General features: G+C 66.3%; 22 protein-coding genes. 6 read left to right on the forward strand and 16 right to left on the reverse strand.

From position 1 onward, the window contains the following. The first annotated feature begins 263 nt into the window (after window positions 1-263). Together AYJ57_RS03035 and AYJ57_RS03040 are read left to right on the forward strand one after the other, a co-directional pair. Complete coding sequence (locus tag AYJ57_RS03035; protein WP_066101021.1) at window positions 264-1,571, forward strand: M23 family metallopeptidase; 1,308 nt, start codon at window positions 264-266, stop codon at window positions 1,569-1,571. After that, complete coding sequence (locus AYJ57_RS03040) at window positions 1,561-2,058, forward strand: bactofilin family protein (RefSeq protein ID WP_066101023.1); 498 nt, start codon at window positions 1,561-1,563, stop codon at window positions 2,056-2,058. Before AYJ57_RS03035 ends, AYJ57_RS03040 begins: the two co-directional genes overlap by 11 nt. Before the next feature lie 21 nt (window positions 2,059-2,079). Here AYJ57_RS03040 and AYJ57_RS03045 read toward each other — a convergent pair whose 3' ends face one another. Beyond that, a complete protein-coding gene (locus AYJ57_RS03045; RefSeq protein ID WP_066101025.1) occupies window positions 2,080-3,144 on the reverse strand; it encodes a Hint domain-containing protein in 1,065 nt (354 codons plus the stop codon). Between the two features lie 72 nt (window positions 3,145-3,216). After that, window positions 3,217-3,801 carry an HNH endonuclease gene (locus tag AYJ57_RS03050; protein ID WP_066101028.1) on the reverse strand — a complete coding sequence of 195 codons (585 nt, stop codon included), beginning with the start codon at window positions 3,799-3,801 and terminating at the stop codon, window positions 3,217-3,219. 190 nt (window positions 3,802-3,991) lie between these two features. Between AYJ57_RS03050 and AYJ57_RS03055 the strand changes: the two genes are divergently transcribed. After that, entirely contained in the window at window positions 3,992-4,423 is a 432-nt protein-coding gene (locus tag AYJ57_RS03055; protein WP_066101030.1) for a VOC family protein, read from the forward strand. Window positions 4,424-4,526: 103 nt separating this feature from the next. Here AYJ57_RS03055 and AYJ57_RS03060 read toward each other — a convergent pair whose 3' ends face one another. After that, the gene (locus AYJ57_RS03060) at window positions 4,527-5,192 is read right to left on the reverse strand and encodes an alpha/beta hydrolase (RefSeq protein ID WP_066101032.1); all 666 of its coding nucleotides are present in this window, start codon (window positions 5,190-5,192) and stop codon (window positions 4,527-4,529) included. Continuing rightward, window positions 5,189-5,836 (reverse strand): DNA-3-methyladenine glycosylase family protein, encoded by a 648-nt coding sequence (locus tag AYJ57_RS03065; RefSeq protein WP_066101035.1) that lies wholly within the window; start codon window positions 5,834-5,836, stop codon window positions 5,189-5,191. Before AYJ57_RS03065 ends, AYJ57_RS03060 begins: the two co-directional genes overlap by 4 nt. 114 nt (window positions 5,837-5,950) lie before the next feature. Between AYJ57_RS03065 and AYJ57_RS03070 the strand changes: the two genes are divergently transcribed. After that, window positions 5,951-7,165, forward strand: a complete 1,215-nt coding sequence (locus AYJ57_RS03070; RefSeq protein WP_066101038.1) for an MFS transporter — start codon at window positions 5,951-5,953, stop codon at window positions 7,163-7,165. Window positions 7,166-7,213: 48 nt separating this feature from the next. Here the strand turns inward: AYJ57_RS03070 and AYJ57_RS03075 are convergent, their stop codons facing one another. The 11 genes from AYJ57_RS03075 to AYJ57_RS03125 form a co-directional block, all read right to left on the reverse strand. Continuing rightward, window positions 7,214-7,999, reverse strand: a complete 786-nt coding sequence (locus AYJ57_RS03075) for a squalene/phytoene synthase family protein (RefSeq protein WP_066101041.1) — start codon at window positions 7,997-7,999, stop codon at window positions 7,214-7,216. Beyond that, on the reverse strand, window positions 7,986-9,617 hold the full coding sequence (gene cimA, locus AYJ57_RS03080; RefSeq protein ID WP_066101043.1) for a citramalate synthase: 1,632 nt from the start codon (window positions 9,615-9,617) through the stop codon (window positions 7,986-7,988). The genes AYJ57_RS03075 and cimA overlap by 14 nt, the downstream gene beginning before the upstream one ends. Window positions 9,618-9,825: 208 nt before the next feature. Then, window positions 9,826-11,235, reverse strand: a complete 1,410-nt coding sequence (gene cysS / locus AYJ57_RS03085) for a cysteine--tRNA ligase (protein ID WP_066101045.1) — start codon at window positions 11,233-11,235, stop codon at window positions 9,826-9,828. A gap of 135 nt (window positions 11,236-11,370) precedes the next feature. Continuing rightward, the gene (locus tag AYJ57_RS03090) at window positions 11,371-11,922 is read right to left on the reverse strand and encodes a DUF1697 domain-containing protein (RefSeq protein WP_066101049.1); all 552 of its coding nucleotides are present in this window, start codon (window positions 11,920-11,922) and stop codon (window positions 11,371-11,373) included. Between the two features lie 124 nt (window positions 11,923-12,046). After that, the gene (locus AYJ57_RS03095; protein WP_066101052.1) at window positions 12,047-12,826 is read right to left on the reverse strand and encodes a DUF4167 domain-containing protein; all 780 of its coding nucleotides are present in this window, start codon (window positions 12,824-12,826) and stop codon (window positions 12,047-12,049) included. 228 nt (window positions 12,827-13,054) lie between these two features. Then, entirely contained in the window at window positions 13,055-13,912 is an 858-nt protein-coding gene (gene prmC / locus AYJ57_RS03100) for a peptide chain release factor N(5)-glutamine methyltransferase (protein WP_066101055.1), read from the reverse strand. Next, on the reverse strand, window positions 13,909-14,955 hold the full coding sequence (gene prfA, locus AYJ57_RS03105; RefSeq protein ID WP_066101058.1) for a peptide chain release factor 1: 1,047 nt from the start codon (window positions 14,953-14,955) through the stop codon (window positions 13,909-13,911). The genes prmC and prfA overlap by 4 nt, the downstream gene beginning before the upstream one ends. A gap of 99 nt (window positions 14,956-15,054) precedes the next feature. Beyond that, the gene (locus AYJ57_RS03110; RefSeq protein ID WP_066101064.1) at window positions 15,055-15,462 is read right to left on the reverse strand and encodes a DUF1499 domain-containing protein; all 408 of its coding nucleotides are present in this window, start codon (window positions 15,460-15,462) and stop codon (window positions 15,055-15,057) included. 150 nt (window positions 15,463-15,612) lie between these two features. Further along, on the reverse strand, window positions 15,613-16,572 hold the full coding sequence (speB, locus tag AYJ57_RS03115) for an agmatinase (protein WP_066101066.1): 960 nt from the start codon (window positions 16,570-16,572) through the stop codon (window positions 15,613-15,615). Between the two features lie 5 nt (window positions 16,573-16,577). After that, window positions 16,578-17,744, reverse strand: a complete 1,167-nt coding sequence (locus tag AYJ57_RS03120; protein ID WP_066101069.1) for a M20 aminoacylase family protein — start codon at window positions 17,742-17,744, stop codon at window positions 16,578-16,580. A gap of 89 nt (window positions 17,745-17,833) precedes the next feature. Next, window positions 17,834-18,994: a M20 aminoacylase family protein gene (locus tag AYJ57_RS03125; RefSeq protein WP_066101071.1), complete on the reverse strand. Its 1,161-nt coding sequence runs from the start codon at window positions 18,992-18,994 to the stop codon at window positions 17,834-17,836. 63 nt (window positions 18,995-19,057) lie between these two features. On the opposite strand from AYJ57_RS03125, the gene mazG reads away from it, so the two are divergent. Beyond that, window positions 19,058-19,930 carry a nucleoside triphosphate pyrophosphohydrolase gene (gene mazG / locus AYJ57_RS03130; protein ID WP_066101075.1) on the forward strand — a complete coding sequence of 291 codons (873 nt, stop codon included), beginning with the start codon at window positions 19,058-19,060 and terminating at the stop codon, window positions 19,928-19,930. A 91-nt stretch (window positions 19,931-20,021) separates the two neighbouring features. Beyond that, window positions 20,022-21,032, forward strand: a complete 1,011-nt coding sequence (locus AYJ57_RS03135) for a Fe(3+) ABC transporter substrate-binding protein (protein WP_193789505.1) — start codon at window positions 20,022-20,024, stop codon at window positions 21,030-21,032. A gap of 198 nt (window positions 21,033-21,230) precedes the next feature. On the opposite strand, the gene AYJ57_RS03140 is transcribed toward AYJ57_RS03135, so the two are convergent. Next, a complete protein-coding gene (locus AYJ57_RS03140; RefSeq protein WP_066101078.1) occupies window positions 21,231-22,373 on the reverse strand; it encodes an alpha-D-ribose 1-methylphosphonate 5-triphosphate diphosphatase in 1,143 nt (380 codons plus the stop codon). Window positions 22,374-22,397 lie beyond the last annotated feature (24 nt).

Genomic DNA, 22,397 nt, shown 5'->3' on the forward strand with positions numbered 1-22,397 from the left:
AAGGACGTTGTCTTCCGCTCTTTGGCCCGCGTGCCGCTGCGTGCCAAGCGCGATGCCAAAAAACCGGGCATGCCCCGGCGTAACTCCTATACAAAAGAAGTGCCTGAGATCGGCGAGTTTTCGCCGTTTGCGCGCTGATCCGCTGCTCTCGGCGAATCGCAAGCCCAAAATTGTTGCGATTTCGGGGTGGTCTGTTACTTCCCTTGCAGGCGACGGAGTTAGGGGACCTTCGCCAGAACAGGGACGGAATAAGGGACTGACACGTGCGAACGCGTCTCGCGATCAAATGGCACGCGCTGCTAGAGCGCTACTTTCCGGAACGCCGACTTTTTCTGAGATCGGACAATGACACGCGGTTCATCCGGCTCCGATCCGGCACGCAGGCCGCCGCGACGCTTGGCATCGCCCTCACCGTGGGCTGGACCATCGTCGCCACCGCCATCCTGATGATGGACAGCATCAGCGCAGGCAATTTCCGCGAGCAGGCCCGCCGCGACCAGACCACCTATCAGCAGCGCCTCAACGAGCTTTCGCGCGAACGCGACGTGCGCGCCGCCGAGGCCAAGGCCGCGCAGGAGCGTTTCAACGTTGCGCTGACGCAGGTCTCCGAAATGCAGTCGCAACTGCTGGACAGCGAGACCCGCCGCCGCGAACTGGAGACCGGGATCGACGTGATCCAGTCGACCCTCGGCACCGCGATGAAAGAGCGCGAAGAGGCCACGGGACGGCTTGCGACGCTGCAGGACCAACTGGACGAGGGCGGTACCGCCATCGCCTCTGCCGAGGGTGACGGCACGCTCGATCTGCTGTCCGAGGCGCTGGCCCGCACCGCCGAAGAGCGCGATCAAGTGGTGGCAGACGCGCAAGACGCGCTGGTGCGCGCCGACGAGATGGCCACCGAACTGCGCCTGCGCGAAGAGCAGAACGACATCATCTTCCGCCAGCTTGAAGACGCGATGACCATTTCGGTCGAGCCGCTCGACAAGATGTTCAAGGCCGCGGGGATGAATCCCGACAGCCTGATCAAGCAGGTCCGCAAAGGCTATTCCGGGCAAGGTGGCCCGCTCACCCCGCTGACCTTCACCACCCGCGGTCAGGAGCCTTCGCTCGACACCGAGCGCGCCAACCGCATCCTTGGCGAGATGGACAAGCTGAACCTTTACCGCATCGCCGCCGAAAAGGCGCCCTTCGCGGTGCCGCTAAAGGATCCGTTCCGCTTCACCTCTGGCTTCGGACGCCGCTGGGGTCGCCTGCACGCGGGCACCGATTTCGCCGCGCCGCATGGCACGCCGATCTATGCCACCGCCGATGGCGTGGTGATCCACGCGGGCTGGATGTCGGGCTACGGACGTTTGGTGAAGATCCAGCACGAGTTCGGCATCGAGACGCGCTATGCACATATGTCCAGAATCAACGTGAAGGTCGGCCAAAGGGTCTCGCGCGGGCAGCAGGTTGGTGCTATGGGAAATACAGGACGCTCGACCGGCACGCATCTTCACTATGAAGTTCGCGTAGGTGGCGAGCCAGTCAATCCCATGATCTACATCAAGGCTGCAAACGATGTTTTCTAAGAGCAAGATCAATGAACCCGGTCCCAAGGCCGAGGACACCGCGGCAAAGCCCGCTGTTTCCGACGCGCCCCGTTCGACCGAGTTCAAACCCACGGCCCCGAAAGCCAAGCCTCCGGCTTCGGTGCTGTCGAGCGATCTGCACATCACGGGCAACATCAAGACCACCGGCGACATTCAGGTGGAAGGCACCATCGAGGGCGACATCCGCGCCCACCTGCTGACCGTGGGCGAGTCCGCCACCATCAAGGGCGAGATCATCGCCGATGACGTGGTGATCAATGGCCGCATCGTGGGCCGCGTGCGCGGCCTGAAGGTGCGTCTGACCGCCACTGCGCGCGTCGAAGGTGACATCATCCACAAGACCATCGCCATCGAATCCGGCGCCCATTTCGAGGGCTCGGTGCAGCGCGCCGACGATCCGCTCTCGACCGGCAAGAAAGCCGCGGCTCCCGCAGCCGCCACCGCGGACCAGCACACTGCTGGCTGAGCCTTTCACGGCAGCGACAGTTTACGAAACGCCGGGCCCCTGCCCGGCGTTTTTGCATGCGCGTCCCTGACAATGGATCCCGCGCCGGGCCAACACCCGCTGCGCCTTGGCAGCGCCCAGAAAACGCCCGGCCCGCTCTGGCGCCGCGCCCATGACGGCACGCACCTTAGCACGCAGGACCGGCGGCAGCGCGCGCATCGACTGCGGTCCGGGCCAAAAGCTCTCGCAGCCCACCCCCTCGGCCTGCAGAACCTCGTGCCGCGAGGTGACCAGATGCACATAATCGAGGCCCGCAAGCTCGCGCGCCCAGCCCACGCCGCGCAGCGCAATCAAGGCTTTGGCTGGCACCAGTGGACCCTTGCCCGCGCCGCGATCTCCCAGCGGCAGTCGGACACGGTGCTGCGCCGAGAGGCATAGCGCGCGTAGCGGCAGCCCCGCCCCAAGCGCCCCCGATCGCACCCGGACCGGCGGCAAGGTCGGGCCATCCACCTGCTGGCAAGAGACCCGCAGCATCATCTCCAGCCGCACACTTCTGCCGCGTTCGGTCAGCAGCCATTCGCCCCGGCGCAACTGCTCCGCCGGGCGCAGCCCCCGCGTAGTAGCAATGCGGGTGGGCGCGGCAAAACAGATCGGCGCCAGAGAGGTGAGATAACTGTGAACCCCTTGCGTGTTGTCGTGCCGCCCGACAATGGTCAGCGCCTCGCCAAAGGGCAGCGCCACGCCTTGGATCACAAAAGCCTCGATGCTGAAGGCGTTGCCCGAAAGCGAGACAAACTGCAGCGTATAGGCCTGCCCGCCGCCATCGCGCACATCAAGCTCGTATTCGGACTCGATCACCGTGCCAGCGCCATAAAGCGTGCCGTTGATCACCGTTGCCGCGGCCAATGTCTGCGCCGCCCCGGCATCATCGTCGAAGGTCGCATCGCCCGTGTCATCCACCAGAACCGCCTGCGCCGAGGCCGCGGCCTGAATGGTCAGCGTGTCGACCCCAAGGTCGAACTGGTAGCCGCCATTGTCGTCGAACCCCAAAGGATCGTCGGTGCTTGCCAGCGAAATGTCGAACAGATTGAGCGTAAAGACAGCCATCGCCGCGATCGTCCCCCGGATGTCACCGGAGGCACGTTAGCCCATGGCGCGATAACAGCGGGCAAAGCCGCCTCAGGCCTCCAACTCGGCATCCCAGTAGAGGAAATCGAGCCAGCTGTCGTGCAGGTGGTTGGGCGGGAACTTCCGCCCGACGTTCAGCAGCTCGCCTGCAGTGGGCTGGCGCGGCGCGCGGTAGAGCGACATGCCCGCCCGGCGCAGGCTTTTCGAGCCCTTGCGCAGATTGCACGGCGAACAGGCCGCCACCACATTCTCCCAACTGGTGATCCCGCCCGAGGCGCGCGGCACCACATGGTCAAAGGTCAGATCGCCCTTGCTGCCGCAGTACTGGCAGCGGAATTCATCCCTCAAAAAAAGATTAAAGCGCGTGAAGGCCACGCGCTTTCTCGGTTTTACGTAATCTTTCAGCACCACGACGCTGGGGATTTTCAGCGTCATCGAGGGGCTTCGGACCTCCTCGTCGTACTCGGCTATGATGTCCACCCTGTCGAGGAAGGCCGCCTTCACCGCTTCCTGCCATGGCCAGAGCGACAGCGGGTAATAGGAGAGCGGGCGGTAATCCGCGTTCAGCACCAGCGCGGGGTGTTGCCGGAGCGCCGAGGGCTCTCTTACGAAGTGAGTTCTGAAGTCGCCGTCCATGGGTGAGTCGTCCCCCGCTCTGTCTGCTCGTAAGGGCACCAGAGCGGGACACCCCGCCCCAGCTGTCAAACCACTATATATCGCGGATAGGCTCTGGCAAGCCTCGCTATATGCCCTGATGCCCCTGTGGATAGGTGATGCTCATGACATGAGCATGACACCGGTGCGACACCTGCGCTAGCCTTGCCGCATGAGTGATGAACAACTTCCAAACACCGCCCCGCCGCCGCATCTTCTCGAGGCCGCGCTCTATTGCGCCGATCTCGACGCCGCCGAGGCGTTCTATTCCGGCGTGATGGGGCTGACGAAACTGCAGCGCGTGGGGGATCGCCACGTCTTCTTCCGGGTGGGCAGCGGCGTGCTGCTGATCTTCAATCCCGAAGAGACGGAAAAGCCGCCGCGCAACCCGGCGCTGCCGGTGCCTGCGCATGGCGCGCGCGGGCCGGGCCATGTCTGCCTCGCCATGCCCGGCGCGGCGCTCGACGGCTGGCGCGCCCGCCTGCTGCAAGCGGGCGTCGAGATCGAACAGGATTTCATCTGGCCCAATGGCGCGCGGTCAATCTATTTCCGCGACCCCGGTGGCAATTCGGTGGAACTGGCCGAGCCGCGGCTCTGGGAATAACCAGGCTGGGCATCACGCGTGAACGCCAACCAACGCGCCCGCGGCTCCGCGCCGCGGAGCCGCTACACGCGCTGCGCATCGAGCGGGCAAGCCCGCTGATGCGCTAGAACCCGCATTTGTCCCGCAGGAAGGCCAGCGCCACGCCCAGCCCGTCCGGGGCAATACCGTGGCCGGTGCCCTTCATCACATGGGCATAGACCTCTTTCCAGCCCGCGCCCTGCAGCGCCTCGGCGGCGGCGGGCATGGACTGCGGCGGCACAACGTCATCCTGATCGCCATGCACCAGCAGAACCTGCGGGCGCACCACAACGTCGTCGGCCAGCAGCTCGGGCGAGATCAAACGGCCCGAGAAGGCCACGACGCCTGCCACTTCATCCTCGCGCCGGGGCGCCACATGCAGCGCCATCATCGAGCCCTGCGAGAAGCCGACCAGCGCCACCTGTTCGGGCAGCAGATCCTCATCGACCATCAGCGCGTCGAGAAAGGCGTTCAGATCCTGTACCGCGCGCGCCATGCCCTGCATCGACTCCTCTTCCGAGGACCCGTCGATCCAAGGGATCGGGAACCACTGAAAGCCCATGGGCGCTCCGGCGCAATCCTCGGGCGCGTCGGGCGCGACGAACATCGTGTCGGGCAGATGCTCGCCCAGCGGATCGGCGAGCCCCAGCAGATCGGCCCCATTGGCGCCATAGCCATGCAGGAACACGACGCAGGAGCGGGTCTCGCCCGAAACGGGGCCCTTGCGGCCGGCCTGAAGAACGCGGGTCATGCAATACCTTCCCTTTGCTTTTGCACATGGTAGTAGGCCCAGAGCGCCCGCGCCGCAACCGCTCGCCATGGGCTCCATGCCTCCGCCATCTGGCGTAGCGCGCGTTCTTTCGGGCGCTCGTCCAGATCAAAGAGGATGCGCGCCGCCTCCTGCAGCGCCAGATCGCCCGGCGCGAAGACATCCGCATGGCCGAGTGAAAACATGGCATAGATCTCGGCGGTCCAGACACCGATCCCCTTCACCGCGGTCAGCGTCTCAACCACCTCCTGCGTCGGTGCGGTCCGCAGCGCGTCGAAGTCGATGCCCTCGGCGGCCAGCGCCTGCGCATAGGTGGCCTTCTGCCGCGACAGGCCAAGCGCGCGCAGCCCCTCGATATCCTGCGACAGGATCGCTTCGGGCGAGATCATTCCCGCCGCCTCGAGCCGTGCCCAGATCGCCCGCGCCGAGGCGACGCTGACCTGCTGGCTGACGATGGCCGACAGAAGCTGCGCGAAGCCGTCCTCGCGCCGCCGCAGCGGCAGCGGCCCGGTCAGTTCCAGCGCATGGGCAAAGCGCGGCTCGGCCTCCGCCAGCCAAACGCAGCCCTCGGCCACGCAGGAGTCGGAATGGATGATCCGTCCGACCTGCCGCACCGCATCCGTCATGGCGTCCCTTTCATCTTTCAACAAATACTCAATTCCTGCGCAGAGACGCCAAGCGGCGTCAGGCCGCAGCCGTGCCCTCTTGTACTCCCCCGCACCGCGCCCTACCGATTGCGCATGCACAGCACAACAGAGTCCCGCGCCCGGCGCAATGTCACCATTCTGGTTCTCGCGCAGGCCTTCCTCGGCGCGCAGATGCCGATGATCTTCACCATCGGCGGGCTGGCCGGGCAGTCGCTGGCGCCGAACCCCTGTTTTGCGACGCTGCCGATCTCGCTGATCGTGCTGGGCTCGATGCTGTCAGCAACGCCGGTCTCGGCCTTCATGCAGCGCTTTGGCCGCCGCGCGGGGTTCTTCCTCGGCACCTTCGGTGGCACGCTGGGCGGCATCGTGGGCGCGACGGGGCTTTACCTGCAGTCCTTCCCGATCTTCCTGCTCGGCAGCCTGATCACCGGGCTCTACATGTCGGCGCAGGGGTTCTACCGCTTCGCCGCCGCCGACACCGCCAGCCCCGCCTTCCGCCCCAAGGCGATCTCTTACGTGATGGCGGGCGGGCTGGTCTCGGCGCTCATCGGCCCGCAGGTGGTGAAGCTTACCGCCGACGCCTATGTCATCCCCTTCTTCGGCACCTATGCGGCGGTGATCGCGGTGAACCTCGTGGGCTCGCTGCTGTTTCTTTTCCTCGACATTCCAAAGCCCCCGGCCCCGGCCGAAGGCAGCCCCTATGGCCGCACGCGCTGGCAGTTGATCACCACGCCGCGCATCGCCGTGGCGGTGATCTGCGGCATGGTGAGCTACGCGCTGATGAACCTCGTGATGACCTCGACGCCGCTGGCGGTTGTGGGCTGCGGGTTCGAGACCTCGGACGCGGCCAATGTGGTCAGCGCCCATGTACTGGCGATGTTCGCGCCGTCCTTCTTCACCGGGCAGATGATTAACCGCTTCGGCGTCGAAAAGATCATGGGCCTCGGGCTCGTCATCCTCGCTGGCGCGGGCGCGGTGGCGATGACCGGCGTCGAGCTGGAGAATTTCTTCTTCGCGTTGGTGCTGCTGGGGATCGGCTGGAATTTCGGCTTCATCGGCGCGACCACCATGCTGGCTGGCGCGCATAGCGCCGAGGAGCGCGGCCGCATGCAGGGGCTCAACGATCTGCTGGTGTTCGGCGGGGTGACCTTCGCCTCGCTCGCCTCGGGCGGGCTGATGAACTGCTCGGGCGGCACGCCGCAGCAGGGCTGGAGCGCGGTGGTGATGGCCATGGCGCCCTTCCTCGTGCTGGCAGGCGGCGCACTGATCTGGCTGGTGCTGCGCCCCGAAGAGCAACCGGCGGAGTAAGGCAAATCCCTTACAAGGGATTTGCAACTCTCTTCGAAGACAGTTGCGCTACACCCGCCCGGTAAACCCGGCCTTCGCCAGACGCGCCCGTCGCGAGAATTCCGACAGCTGCAGCGTTCCCTCGGCGACCCGCTGCGGCTCCCGCGCCGCCAGCGCGAGCAGCGGCCCCGCCTGCCATCCCGCCAGCAGCGCCGGACGCGCCGCCTTCGGCACGCCGCCAAAGCCCTTGCGCGCCCGTGCCAGCCGCGCCAGCCCGCCGCGCGCCAGCGCTGCCACGCCCTCGGGGCGTCCATCCAGCAGCGGCACGCGGCCCTTGCTCTCAAGCTCTGGCACTGCGCGCAGGAAGGCTGCGAGACCAAAGGCATAGCCCGCATCCAGCGCCACCTCTTCGCCCATACCGGCAGGTCCCGCCAACCCCCGCCCCGCCGCCAGCAGCAGCAGGCCCGAGGTTTCCTCGAGATAGCGGGTCAGATGCGCCTCATCCTCGAACGGGTCGCGGTAGATGTCCCAGCGCCGCGCGCCGACCAGCGGATCGAGCCGGGCCGCGGTCTCGCCATCCAGCACCTGAGCCAGCGGCGTGACCACCTCGTGCCGCCGCACCGCCCCGCCCGTGGCGATCTCTTCCAGCGCGTCGCGCCACCATTGCAGGCGCATCTCGGCGATCATCGTCTCCTGCGTCACCCAAGGCGCGCGGGCGACCTCGAGGTTGAACGCATAGAGCGGAAACAGCACGCGCCGCGCCTGTGGCGGCGCGGCCATGGCGGCAGCGAAACGGTCGGGATCGCCGCGCTCGATCAGCCCGGCACAGGCAATCAGATCGTCACTGAGCTGCACGCGCGGCCCCGCAGTCGCGGATCAGCTTCCAGCGCACCGCATCCAGCAGCGCCTCGAAGGAGGCGTCGACTATGTTGGCGCTGACGCCGACCGTCTGCCAGCGCCGCCCGGCCCCGTCCTCGCTGTCGATGATGACGCGGGTCACCGCCTCGGTGCCGCCTTGGGTGATGCGCACCTTGAAGTCCACCAGCCGCATGTCGTCGATCATCGACTGATAGGGCCCGAGGTCCTTGGCCAGCGCCTTCGACAGCGCGTTCACCGGGCCGCGGTCGTGGCCCTCGGTGTCGAGACTGTCGGAGACCGAGAGCTTTTTCTCGCCGTCGATCTTCACCACCACCACGGCCTCGGAGAGCGAGACCATCTGGTCGTATTTGTTCTTCCGCCGCTCGATGGTCACCCGGTAGCGCTTCACCTCGAAGAACTCCGGCAGCAGCCCCAGCTCGTCCCGCGCCAAGAGCTCAAAGCTCGCCTGCGCGGTGTCATAGGTGTAGCCCTCGGCCTCCTGCGCCTTGATGCGCTCAAGGATGCGCCCCAGCGCCGGATCCCCCTTCTCGACCTCCAGCCCCGCTTCGGCGAGGCGGCGGCGCAGGTTCGACTGCCCGGCTTGGTTCGACATGGGGATGACGCGGCGGTTGCCCACCTGCCCCGGCTCGATGTGCTCGTAGGTGCTGGGGTCCTTGAGGATCGCGCTGGCGTGCAGACCCGCCTTATGGGCAAAGGCCGAACTGCCGACAAAGGCCGCCTGCCGCATCGGCACACGGTTGAGGATCTCGTCGAGCATCCGGCTCATCTGGGTCAGCCCCTCCAGCGCCTCGCGGCGCACGCCGGTCTCATAGCGGCTGGCGTAGGGCTCCTTGAGCAGCAGCACCGGGATCAGCGTGGTGAGATTGGCGTTGCCGCAGCGCTCGCCCAGACCGTTGAGCGTGCCCTGCAACTGCCGCACGCCCGCGTCGATCGCCGCCAGCGTGCAGCCCACGGCGTTCTCGGTGTCATTGTGGGTATGGATGCCAAGCCTTTCGCCGGGCACGCCCGCCGCGATCACCTCACGCACGATGCGCCCCACTTCCTCGGGTAGCGTGCCGCCGTTGGTGTCGCAGAGCACCACCCAGCGCGCGCCACTTTCCAGCGCCGCCTTCACGCAGCCAAGCGCATAGCCGGGGTTGGCCTTGTAGCCGTCAAAGAAATGCTCGGCGTCAAACAGCGCCTCGCGCCCCTGCGCCACGCAATGCGCGACCGAGGCCGAGATCGCCTCGAGGTTCTCTTCGAGCGTGATGCCAAGCGCGGTGGTGACGTGGAACTCATGGGTCTTGCCCACGAGGCAGACCGACGGCGTGCCCGCGTTCAGCACCGCCGCCAGCACGTCGTCATTGGCCGCCGAGCGCCCTGCCCGCTTGGTCATGCCAAAGGCGGTCATCGTGGCGCGCGTCTCGCCCACCTCGTCGAAAAAAGCGCTGTCGGTCGGGTTGGCCCCGGGCCAGCCGCCTTCGATATAGTCGACCCCCAGCGCATCCAGCGCCGCGACGATACGGTGCTTCTCGGCGGTGGAGAATTGCACGCCCTGGGTCTGCTGCCCGTCGCGCAGGGTGGTGTCGTAGATGTAGAGACGCTCCTTCCCCATCACGCCGCTCCTTTCATCTTTCCACAAATACTCAACGATCCCGGGCGACCAGCCCGGGCCGCGCCCGACCCTCCCCCCGGGAGGGCGCATGTGCGACACTGCAAGACAGTCATCCGCAGCTCGGGCTGGCGAGATAAACCGCGCGGCTCAAGCCCTGCAAAGCGCCCACCCAGGGTCGGGCGCAGCCCTTCGCTGTGTAGAAGATCACTCAAACGAGCCCCTCCAACTTGGCGGCATCAAAGCCCGCGCCGGGCAGAAGCTCGACGCCCGCCTTGGACATGCGCACTTCGACCCCCGCTTCGATCAGCGCGGTTTTGAGCCGGTCGACCTCGGAGAAATCCTTGGTCTCCATAGCCTTGGCCCGGACGCCGGCAAGATGCTCGGCGAGGCCCGAGAGGTCCACATCCGGTGCCATGGCCCACTCCGGGATTCCATCATCCAAGAAGCCTAGGAGACGCAGCGAAGCCCGCAGGTTGGGCGCATCTCCAGCGTGAGAAAGCTGGTGAAGCTCCGCGATAGCCCCTGCGGTGTTCAGGTCATCAGACAGGGCATCAACAAGCGGCTGGTAGGGCTCGGCGTTGTCCAACGCTTCTGCCGCCTGTGCGTACCACTTGCGCAGCGTCGCCTCGGCCTGCGCCGCCTTCTCGGCGGTCCAGTCCATCGGCTTGCGGTAATGGGTCGAGAGCATGACGAAGCGGATCACCTCGCCCGGCACGGCGGGCATGCCGTCGTGCCCATCCAGCAGATCGCGCACGGTGAAGAAATTACCCAAGGATTTGGACATCTTCTTGCCCTCGACCTGCAGCATCTCGTTGTGCAGCCAGACCTTGGCGAACTCGCCATGCGGGTGCGCGCAGCAGCTCTGGGCGATCTCGTTCTCGTGGTGCGGGAACATCAGGTCGTTGCCGCCGCCATGAATGTCAAAGCTCTCGCCCAGAAGCTCATAGGCCATGGCCGAGCACTCAATGTGCCAGCCCGGACGACCCCGGCCCCAAGGGCTGTCCCAGCCCGGCAGATCATCCGCCGAGGGCTTCCACAGCACGAAATCCATCGGGTTGCGCTTGTAGGGCGCCACCTCGACCCGCGCCCCGGCGATCATGTCGTCGACCGAACGGCCGGACAGCGCGCCATAGTCCTTGTAGCTCTCCACCGCGAAAAGCACGTGCCCCTCGGCCTCATAGGCGTGACCGTCGGCAATGAGCCCGTCGATCATCGCGACCATTTGCGCGATGAACTGCGTGGCGCGGGGCATGTGATCGGGCTCCATCACGCCGACCGCGCCCATGTCCTGCAGATACCAGCCGATGGTCTCTTCGGTGCGCTCGGCGATCAGCTCTTCGAGGCTGCGCGGATCGCCCGCCGCTTTGCGCGCCTGCGCCGTGGCGTTGATCTTGTCGTCGACGTCGGTGAAGTTGCGCACATAGGTGACGTGATCCGGCCCATAGACATGGCGCAGCAACCGCGCCAGCACGTCAAAGACGATGGCCGGGCGGGCGTTGCCGAGGTGCGCGCGGTCATAGACCGTAGGCCCGCAGACATACATCCGGACGTTCTTGGGATCGATCGGGGTGAAGACCTCCTTACGGCGGGTCTTCGAGTTGGTCAGCGAGATGGTCATGGCGCGCTCCTTCGCGGCGGTCGCGGCGGGAGTAGCAACTTCATCTCTCGATTGGAATAGAAGACCGGCCCGCCGAAGATATCAGCAGGTAATGCAGCAAATCTGAATGGCGTTGCGCAGGGTCATGCGGGCTGTCTAGCGCGGCGCGTCCCGCGCGTCCAGCATTTCCACCAGCTTTGCCAGAGACGAGAGGTTGCGCGCGGTGAGCGGCGCACCCGCGATGGCCTCGAGCCGGGGCGCGAGCTTCGAGCGGCCAAAGCCGCCGGGCGTGTGTAGCCAGATCATGCCCTCGCCCTCGGCGATCTCGTCTCCGGGGGCGGCGAAGCGCTCGAACAGCGCGCGATCAAGGCTGGCGGGGGTGAGGCTGGCGGGGGCGAAGAGAAACCCCACATGCACGCGCTTGGGTTCATCGGGCGCGAAGGGGCAGCGCTCCAGCGCCGCGCGCAGCCGCTCCGGCGGCAGCACCAGTACCGGCACGTCGAGCCCCAGCCCCGACAAGACGCGTTGCAGCGCCGCGGCCAAAGCCTCAGGCGCGTCCTCGGCGTCGAACAGAAGGTTGCCCGAGGCGAGATGGCTCTGCACCTCTTGCCAGCCCAACCCTTCGCAAAGCGCGCGCAGCTTGGCCATGGGCAGCGCATTGGCACCGCCGACATTGATCCCGCGCAGCAGGGCGACGTTAAGAGCCATGGATCACCTCCGGCGCCAACAAAGACCAAGGGGCAGCTACGGTCAATCGGGCACCGGCTCAGCGCCCCACAACGCAAAAGGCCCCGCCGTGCGGCAGGGCCTTTCAAAACTCATCCAGCGCGGATCACTCCGCCGCGTCGGGCGCGGGCGCACCATCGGTGGGCGCATCCTCGGCCTTCTTGCGCGGCTTGCGGGTGCGCTTGGGCTTTTCCTCGGCCTGCTCGGCCGGAGCGTCAGCGGGTTTCGCCGCCTCTTCGCCCTCGGGCTTTTTGCGACGGGTGCGCGGCTTGGGCTTGGGCTTGCTCTCGGCGCGGCTTTCCGGGGTTTCGACGAGACCGCTGTCATCATCGTCATCCGACGCACCGCCCAGCACGTCCGGCTGATCGCCAAGGCCCGGCAGGCTCTGGGTTTCTACCTCGGGCTGCTGCGCCTTGGGCTCGTGCCCGGCATCGCCCTGCGCAGGCTGGTTGCCGTTATTCTGGCCACCGCCGCTCTGGTTGCCATGGTTCTGGCCGCCATTGCCCTGCTGGTTGCCGCCGTCGCGGGTCTCGCCACGGTTTTGGTCGCGGCTTTGGTCACGGTCGGACCGGTCGCGGTCGCGCTGCGCCTGACGCTCGCGGTTCTCGCGCTCTTGCTGTTCGCGGCGCTGGTCGGCTTCCTTCTGCGCTTCCGACAGCAGGCGCATATAGTGCTCGGCGTGCTGCTGGAAGTTCTCGGCAGCAACGCGGTCGTTGCCGAGCGCCGCATCGCGGGCCAACTGGTTGTATTTGTCGATGATCTGCTGCGGCGTGCCGCGCACCTTGCCCTCCGGGCCCGAGCTGTCGAACACGCGGTTGACGACGTTCCCAAGAGTGTTGCGGTTGCGGTTGTTCTTCGACCGCGAGCGGGATTTCGAGGATCGCATCTTGTCTGCTATCAGCCTTGTGTCTGACTGTCCCTGTGACCTCGGCGCTGCGCCTGATGTGGCGCCGTCAATGCCCGTGATCACTCCAATGTCGGGTTGATGTCGGGCGGGACCGCTGTGAGGCATCCACCGCTCCGACCCCTACTGCTAATCATTTCGAGGCAGGGCTGACAAGGGAAAATCTCGGAAAATATGAGATTTTCGCCCGAAATGCGCCGAAACGTGGTTTCAAAGCGCTTGCAGCCGCCCCGTAACCACTCGATCGCGCCCATCGAGATCGGCAATGACCGCAACGTCAACCAGCCCAGAGGCGCGGAAAAGGTCTGCGACCGCCGCGCCCTGTGACGGCCCGATCTCGACCAGCAGCCGCCCGCCCGGCGCCAGATGCGCCGCCGCCCCCGCCGCGATCGCGCGATAGGCCTCCAGCCCGTCGCCCTCGTCGGTCAGCGCCATGCGCGGCTCGTGATCACGCACCTCGGGCGCCAGCCCCGGCATCTCGGTCAGCGCGATATAGGGCGGGTTCGACACGATGAGATCGAAGGTCTCGGGCGCATCGCCAAGCGCGCCCCACCAATTGCCCTGCGCCAGCGCGGCGCGCGGCTCCAGTTGCAGCGCGTTGCGGTTCCAGAACGCCACCTCGAGCGCCTGCGCGCTGAGGTCGGTGCCGATTCCCGTGGCGCCGGGCCGTTCGGCCAGCAGCGTCAGCAGGATACAGCCCGAGCCTGTGCCCAGATCGAGCACCCGCGTGAAGGGCTGCGACAGCGCCGCCTCGATCAGAATCTCGGTCTCGGGGCGCGGATCGAGCACACTTGAGTTGACGAGGAACTCGCGCCCGTAGAACTCCCGCCGCCCAGTCAGATGCGAGACCGGCACCCGCGCCGCGCGGCGGTCGATCAGCGCATCGAAGAGCACCGCATGTTCGGGCGCGACGGGTTCAGGCAGAAACAGCGTCAGCCGCCCCGGCGGCACTTTCAGCACATGCGCCAGCAGCCGCCGCGCGTCTCGCCCGGGGTCGGCCACGCCTGCCTCGACCAGCCGCGCGGTGGCGCGGGCCAGAAGCTGCGAGCCGGTGCTGCCCCCGCTCATGCCATCTCCGCCAGCATGGACGCCTGCGCATCGGCGGTCAGCGCGTCGATGATCTCATCAAGATCGCCGCCCAGCACCGCTTCGAGCTTGTAGAGCGTCAGCCCGATACGGTGGTCGGTCATGCGCCCTTGCGGGAAATTATAGGTGCGGATGCGCTCGGAACGGTCGCCCGAACCGACCTGCGCTTTACGGTCCGAGGCGCGGCTCTCATCCGCCTTCTGGCGTTCCATGTCGAACAGCCGCGCGCGCAGCACGTTCATCGCGATCTCGCGGTTGCGGTGCTGGGACTTCTCGGACGAGGTGACCACAAGGCCGGTGGGAATATGGGTGATGCGCACGGCAGAATCGGTGGTGTTGACGTGCTGGCCGCCGGCGCCCGAGCTGCGCATCGTGTCGATGCGGATGTCATTGGGGTTGATCTCGATATCCACCGCCTCCGCCTCGGGCAGCACCGCCACGGTGGCCGCCGAAGTGTGGATGCGCCCGCCGCTCTCGGTCTCGGGCACGCGCTGGACGCGGTGCACGCCGCTTTCGAACTTCATACGGGCAAAGACGTTCTCGCCCTCGATGCGCACCACAAGTTCCTTGATGCCGCCAAGCTCGGAAAGCTGCTCTTCGATGACCTCCCAGCGCCAGCCGCGCGCCTCGGCATAGCGCTGGTACATGCGTGCCAGATCACCGGCAAAGAGCGCCGCCTCGTCGCCGCCGGTGCCGGGGCGGATCTCGAGGATCGCGGGCCGCGCATCGGCAGCGTCGCGCGGCAGCAGCGCCAGTTGCAGCGCATGCTCGGCCTCGGGCAGCCGCGCGCGCAGAGTGGGAAGCTCTTCCTCGGCCAGCGCCTTCATCTCGGGATCGGCGAGCATCTCCTCGGCCTCGGCGAGATCGGCCTGCAGGGTTTCCCATTCGGCGATCTGATCGACCACGGGCTTGAGCTCGGCATATTCGCGTCCCAGCGCGGCAATATCGCCCCGCCCCTCGGCCATGCAGGCCTGGACATACTCGAAACGGTCACGGATCTGGTGAAGTCGGTCAGCGGGGATCATCCGCTTTCCTTTCCCCATTGCAACGTCCGGGTCAAGTCTGCGCGGCGCCGGACAAATCTCTTGCAAGAGATTTGCAAGCTCCTTGCAAGGAGCTTGGCGTCAGCCCTGCTGCCCGGCGAGCGTGGCCAGCCAGCCGTCCACCCGCGCCTTGTTCACGCCCATGTCGGATTGGCCAAAGCGCTGGCGGGCGTAAAGCTCGAGGTGATCTTCGACGAATTGCACGGTGGTGTAATCGGGAAAGCCCATCCATTTGGAGCGCGAAACATAAGTCACGCGGCCCTCACCCGGGCTGCCTGCAAGCACTTCGGTGCGCGGGCTTTCAAGGATGATGCGGTGCAGCGCCTCGAAGGTATCTTCCGACCCGGCGACACGGCGGCGCACGCCGCTGGCCAGATCCTGATCGGCGGTCACCTGCGGGTCGACGTTCCACACCGAAGGGTCCGACGGCGCGAGGCGAATCCAGGCCAGACCGGCCACCACGAGCAGGATGATGATCCAGAATACCATGCGCACCACGTGTTCCTTTCCATTCCGTGCCCGCCGCGCGCGGCGCCGGGTTGCTTCTGATTTCACGATTCCCGCGCGCAATCAAAGGCCGAACACGGTTGCTCGCGGGATTGTGCCCACGCGGGAGGAGGCCCGCGCGGGTACCTTGGTTCAGCGCCGCGTCCAGCCCCAGAGGCACAGCAGCTCGGTCGCCACATGCGCCCCGGCGATGGCCGTGGCGCCGCTGGTGTCGAAGGGCGGCGAGACCTCGACGATGTCACCTCCGACCATGTTGATCCCCGCCAGTTCGCGCAGGCAGACCGCTGCCTGATGACTCGACAGCCCGCCCCAGACCGGCGTGCCGGTGCCCGGTGCGAAGGCCGGGTCGAGCGCGTCGATATCGAAGGTCAGATAGACCGGGTGTCCACGCACGATCTCGCGCGCCCGCGCCGCGGCCGCCTCGGGGCCGATGCGGTGCAGCTCGCGCGCGTCGATGATGTTAAAGCCCAGCGTGTCGGGGTTGTCGGTACGGATGCCGATCTGCACCGAGCGGTTCGGGTCGACCAGCCCCAGCTTCACCGCCTTATACATGAAGGTGCCGTGATCGATGCGGCCAAAATCATCGTCCGCCCAAGTGTCGGTATGGGCGTCGAACTGGATCACCGACAGCGGGCCGTATTTGGCGGCATAGGCCTTGAGGATCGGCAAGGTGATCGAATGGTCGCCCCCCAGCGTGACGGTCGCCGTGTCGGTGGCGAGGATGCCCGCGATATGCGCCTCGAGCGTGCCCGGAAAGGCGGGCACATTGGCATAATCGAAAGCCAGATCGCCGTAGTCGGCGATGGCGAATTCCGACAGCACGTCATAGCCCCAGCCGTAGGGCGCATCGCAGGGCTGCAACAGCGAGGCCTCGCGGATCGCCCGCGGGCCAAAGCGTGTGCCGGTGCGGTTGGTCACCGCCTGATCGAAGGGCACGCCGGTCACCGCCACATCGGCGCCCGACAGGTCCTTGGTGTAGCGACGGCGCAGGAAAGAGGCGGCCCCGCCGAACACATTCTCGAAGCTGGAACCTTTCAGCTCTTCGCGGGTGAAGGCATGGTCGATCTGGGTCTTGGCGTCTTCGAGGGCCATCTGGGTTACTCCTGCACCGGCAGCGCGGTCTCGATCAGCCGCGCAAAGAAGCTCGCGCCGATGGGCGCGATATCGTCGTTGAAGTCATACTGCGGATGGTGACAGCCAAAGGTGTCACCCTGCCCGAGGAAGAGATAGGCCCCCGGCCGCGCCTGCAGCATGTAAGAGAAATCCTCGGCGGGCATGATCGGATCGCAATCGTCCACGACCTTATCGGCCCCCACCACCTCGCGCGCGATTTGCGCCGCGAAAGCCGCCTGCTCGGGATGGTTCTCGGTCACCGGATAGCCGCGGTGATAAGTCACCTCGGCAGTGCAGCCATAGACCTCGGCCTGCAGTTTGGCGATCTCGCGGATGCGCGTCTCGGCCAGATCGCGGGTCGGCGTGCTGAAGCAGCGCACCGTGCCGGTCAGATAGGCGGTCGCGGGGATGATGTTGTCGGTTGTGCCCGCGTGGATCTGCGTCACCGAGACCACCAGCCGGTCGAGCGCGTTCACGTTGCGGCTGACAATCGTCTGCATCGCCTGCACGATGCCCGCCGCCGCCGGGATCGGGTCGATGCAATCCTGCGGCGAGGCGCCATGCCCGCCCTTGCCCGACACATCGATGCGGAACTCATCCGCCGAGGCCTGAAGCGGCCCTGCGGTGGTCAGGAAATGGCCCTGCGCATCGCCCGGCGCATTGTGCATCCCATAGACCTCGGCCACATCGAAACGGTCCATGATGCCTTCGTCGATCATCGCCTTGGCACCGCCGCCGCCCTCTTCGGCAGGCTGGAAGATCAGCGCCACACGGCCCGAGAAATTGCGCGTCTCGGCAAGGTATTTGGCGGCGGCGAGCAGCATGGTGGTGTGCCCGTCATGGCCGCAGGTATGCGCCACGCCCGGCACTTTCGACGCGTAGTCGGTGCCCGACAGATCGTCCATCGGCAGCGCATCCATATCGGCACGCAGCCCGATGGTGCGACCCGCCCCGCGGCCCTCGATGATCGCCACCACGCCCGACTGCGCGATCCCCTCATGGATCTCGGTGATGCCAAAGCTCTTCAGCTTCTCGACCACGAAGGCTGCGGTCTTGTGGCAATCATAGAGCAGCTCGGGGTGCTGGTGCAGGAAGCGGCGCCATTCCTTGAGGGTTTCAGCCTCGGCGGCGATGGAGTTGATCACGGGCATTGCGGTCTTTCCTTGGTGCGGGTCCGGGCCCCCTGTCCCCGCGGGGACAGGGGGCTCCGGTCTTTGGCGCCATGAAAGGCCGAAAACCCTCACGCCCGCAAGGGTTGACGCGACTCCACCAGTTTCACGAAATACGACGCGCCGATCGGGGCTGCCTCATCGTTGAAGTCGAACTTCGGGTGGTGCACCGACGGCCCCACGCCCTGCCCCAGATAGAGGAAAGCCCCCGGCCGCGCTTCGAGCATGTAGGAGAAATCCTCGGCCCCCATCGAGGGCGCGATCTCGTCCAGCACCTCGGGCGCCACACCCTGCGCCACACCCACGGCGAACTCGGTCTGCCGCGCGTGGTTCACCGTCGGCGGATAGTTCGGCTGGAAGTCCAGCGCCGCGCTGACGCCATAGGCGCGTGCCTGCCCCTCGACGATCTCGTGCAGGCGGCGTTCGGCCATGGCGCGGATCTCGGGATCAAAGCTGCGGATCGTGCCTGCCATGCGCACCGTTTCGGGAATGACATTGGTGGCCGAACCGCCCTGCACCGTGGTGAGCGAGACCACCAGAGATTTCAGCGGATCGGCATTGCGCGACGGCACCGACAGCAGCGCCTGACCGATCGCCAGCGCGCAGGGCACCGGATCGATGCAGAGATCGGGATGGGCTGCATGGCCACCCTTGCCGGTCAGCACCAGTTCGAAGTCATCGACAGCCGCCATGATCGGGCCCTTGGTGGTCGCCATGGTGCCCAAGGGCAGCGACGGGTCGGTGTGGATGGCGTAAACCTCGGAGATGCCGAAGCGCTCCATGATGCCTTCCTCGACCATGATGCGGCCGCCGCCGATGGTCTCTTCGGCAGGCTGGAAGATCAGCGCCACCTTGCCCGCGAAGTTGCGCGTCTCCGACAGGTATTTCGCCGCGCCCAGCAGCATCGTCGTATGCCCGTCATGGCCACAGGCGTGCATCTTGCCCGGCACTTGGCTGGCGTGCTCGGCGCCGGTTTCCTCGTCCATCGGCAGCGCGTCCATATCGGCGCGCAGCCCGGTCACCGGCCCTTCGCCCTGCCCCTCGATGATCGCAACGACGCCGGATTGAGCAATGCCCTCATGAATCTCGGTGATCCCGAACTCGCGCAGCCGCGCCACCACAAACCCCGCCGTCTCGTGACAATCGAGGCTCAGCTCGGGGTTCTGGTGCAAATGGCGGCGCCATGTGCGCATCTCGTCGGCGTAATCCGCGATCCGGTTCACAATGGGCATGGGTGGACTCCTGAAGGTCTTTGAAGCAGGACAAGGTAAAATACCCATATAGCGGAGATGTCCATGACCAGCGATCCGAGCGCCGATCTGATCCACGATGAACGTGGCGGCATGCCCCGCCTTCTGGAGATCATGCGCCGCCTGCGGCACCCCGAGACCGGCTGCCCGTGGGATCTGGAGCAGGATTTCGCCACCATCGCGCCCTACACGATCGAAGAGGCCTATGAGGTCGCCGACGCCATCGAGCGCGAGGCATGGGACGAGTTGAAGGGCGAGCTTGGCGATCTGCTGTTCCAATCGGTGTTCCACGCGCAGATGGCCGAAGAGCGCGGGCTGTTCAGCTTCGACGATGTGGCCAACACCATGTCCGACAAGATGGTGTTCCGCCATCCGCATGTCTTCGGCACCGAGAGCAACGACAAATCCCCCGAGCAGCAGACCGCCGACTGGGAGAAGATCAAAGCCGCCGAGCGGGCCGCCAAGGCGGAAAAAGGCGTGCTCGACGGGGTGGCACTGGGGCTGCCCGCCCTGCTGCGCGCGGTGAAGCTGCAGAAACGTGCCGCGCGCGTGGGCTTTGACTGGCCCTCGACCGACGAGGTGATCGACAAGATTGTCGAGGAAGCGCAGGAATTGCGCGAGGCCACCGATCCCGATCACGCCGAAGAAGAGTTTGGCGATCTGCTCTTCGTCATGGCCAATCTCGCCCGGCACATGGACATCGATCCCGAGCAGGCACTGCGCCGCGCCAATGCCAAGTTCACCCGCCGCTTCGGCGCCATCGAGGCCGCGCTGGAGGCACAGGGCAAGCGCCCCGAAGACAGCGATCTGGCGGAGATGGACGCGCTCTGGGATGCGGCCAAGGCCGAAGAAAAGGCCCGAAAATCCGCCGCTTCCCCGGCCCGCGCCAATGGGACGCAACCGGGCGCCAATTCCTGATCTTTCCGATAGGGCATTGATCTGATAATTTCACTCGGGTAAATGGCCGCCTGCGACTAGCCAACCTGACATGCATGACCGGAGGACTTTGATGCTGCGTCTCGGAACCGCCCTCGCCCTGATTGCCCCCACTCTCACGGCGGCCCCCGCGCTGGCCGAAGAGGTCAATCTCTATTCCTACCGTCAGCCCGAGCTTCTGAAGCCGCTGACCGACGCCTTCACCGAAGCCACCGGCATCGACGTGAACGTGGCCTATATCGACAAGGGCCTCGAAGAGCGCCTCGTGGCCGAGGGCGACCGCTCGCCCGCCGATCTCATCTTCACCGTCGACATCTCGCGCCTCGCCGCTGCCGTGCAGGCGGGCGTGACCCAGCCGGTCGAGAGCGAAGTTCTGCAAGAGAACGTGCCGGAGCAATACCGCGACCCCGAGGGCCAATGGTTCGGCCTGACCACGCGCGCGCGCATCGTCTACGCCTCCAAAGACCGGGTCGATCCGTCGGAGATTACCACCTATGAGGGTCTCGCCGATCCCAAGTGGGAAGGTCGCATCTGCACCCGCTCGGGCACCCATGACTACAACGTGGCGCTGGTGGCGGCGATGATCCACCACCACGGCGAGGAATATGCCAAGGAGTGGCTGACCGGCCTGAAGTCCAACCTCGCGCGCCGCCCGCAGGGCAACGACCGCGCGCAGGTCAAGGCGATCTGGGCTGGCGAATGCGACATCAGCCTCGGCAACACCTACTACATGGGCCAGATGCTGAGCGACCCCGAGCAGGTGGACTGGGCCAATTCGGTCAACGTGCTCTTCCCCGAGTTCGAAAACGGCGGCACCCATGTCAACATCTCGGGCGTGGCGATGACCAAGTCCGCGCCGAACCGCGAGAACGCGCTGAAGATGATGGAATATCTGACCTCGCCCGAGGCGCAGGAAATCTATGCCCATGCCAACTATGAGTACCCGATCGCGCCCGGCACCGAGGCCGACGATCTGGTCAAGGGCTGGGGCAGCTTCACCGCCGACGACACCAACCTGATGACGCTTGCCGAGCAGCGTGGCGCGGCGCTGCGCCTGATCGAAGAGGTCGATTACGACGGCTGATCGCGGCGGGCACCGTCACCGAACAAGAAGGGGCCCTGCTGGGCCCCTTTTTCATGCGCTGCGCCATCGGCGGGCCTGCTGAGGGGGCGCTGCCCCCTCGTCGCTGCGCGCCTCACCCCCGGCGTATTTTCCGAAGAGAAGAAGCACATGGCGCGCGCCCGGTCCTTCTTCTCTTTTCAAATACGCATATCCCGCGCGTCACGCCACGCGGCGGCCGTGGCTCCAGACGCCGCGCAGGCAAGGCTGGCCCTCAATCCGCCGCACCCGCACCACATCGGCCAGCAGCCCCGGCGCAAGGCTGCCCCGGTCATCGAGCCCCGAGGCGGCGGCGGGCGCCCGGCTGACCGTAGCAATCCCGCGCGGCAGGTCATCCCAGAGATCGGCCAGCAGGAAGGCCGCGCCCATCAGCGCCGCCGGCACGTAATCCGACGAGACGATGTCCAGAAAGTCGCGCCGCGCCAGTTCCTCCGCCGCCACATTGCCCGAATGCGAGCCGCCGCGGATGAGGTTCGGCGCCCCCATCATCACCGCGATCCCCGCCTCTTTGCAGGCCCGCGCCGCCTCGACCGTGGTCGGGAACTCGGCCAGCCGCACGCCGTAGCCGCGGCTCACCTGCACATGCTCGGGCGTGGTGTCGTCATGGCTCGCCAGCACCGCGCCAAGGCGCCGCGCCGCCTCTACCGCGCCCGCCTCATGCGCCGCGCCAAGCTCGCTGCGCAGACGGGTGAGATTGTCCACATGCGCGTCGAAGTCATCGGTGCTGAGCCCATGCTTGCCGCACATGTAGTCGCGGTATTTCTCGATGTCGCGGAACTGCCGCTGGCCGGGCGTGTGATCCATCAGCGACAGGATACCCACCCGGTCGGCGCCGCCGAACTCGGCCAGTTCCTCAAGCAGCGTCTCCGAGCAGGTCTCTGCCCGCAGATGCAGGAAATGGCTGATCTTGAGCATGTCGCGGCTGCGCGCCTCGAGCAGCTCGCCCGCCAACGCCCGGGCGTATTTGCCGTATTTCGACTTGGCGTCGGTCACCACCGAGCCCACACGCATGGCGTCGAACACCGTGGTGATGCCGACCGAGGCCAGCTCGGCGTCATGCGCGAGGATCGCCGCCGCATGCGGCCAGTTCACCTTGGGGCGCGGCTGCATATGGCGCTCGAGATTGTCGGTGTGCAGCTCGATCAGACCCGGGATCAGCAGATCGCCGTCGCAATCCGTCGCGCCCGCCACGGTGGTGCTGCCCGCATCGACAGCTTCGATGCGCCCGCCCTGCATCACCAGCGTGCCGGTGATCACCTCGTCTTCGAGCACGATCCGCGCGTTGCTCAGGATGGTTCGTGCCATGTCTCTACCTCTTCTCGTTGGCGC

This window comes from Salipiger sp. CCB-MM3 (assembly GCF_001687105.1).
Classification (GTDB): domain Bacteria; phylum Pseudomonadota; class Alphaproteobacteria; order Rhodobacterales; family Rhodobacteraceae; genus Salipiger.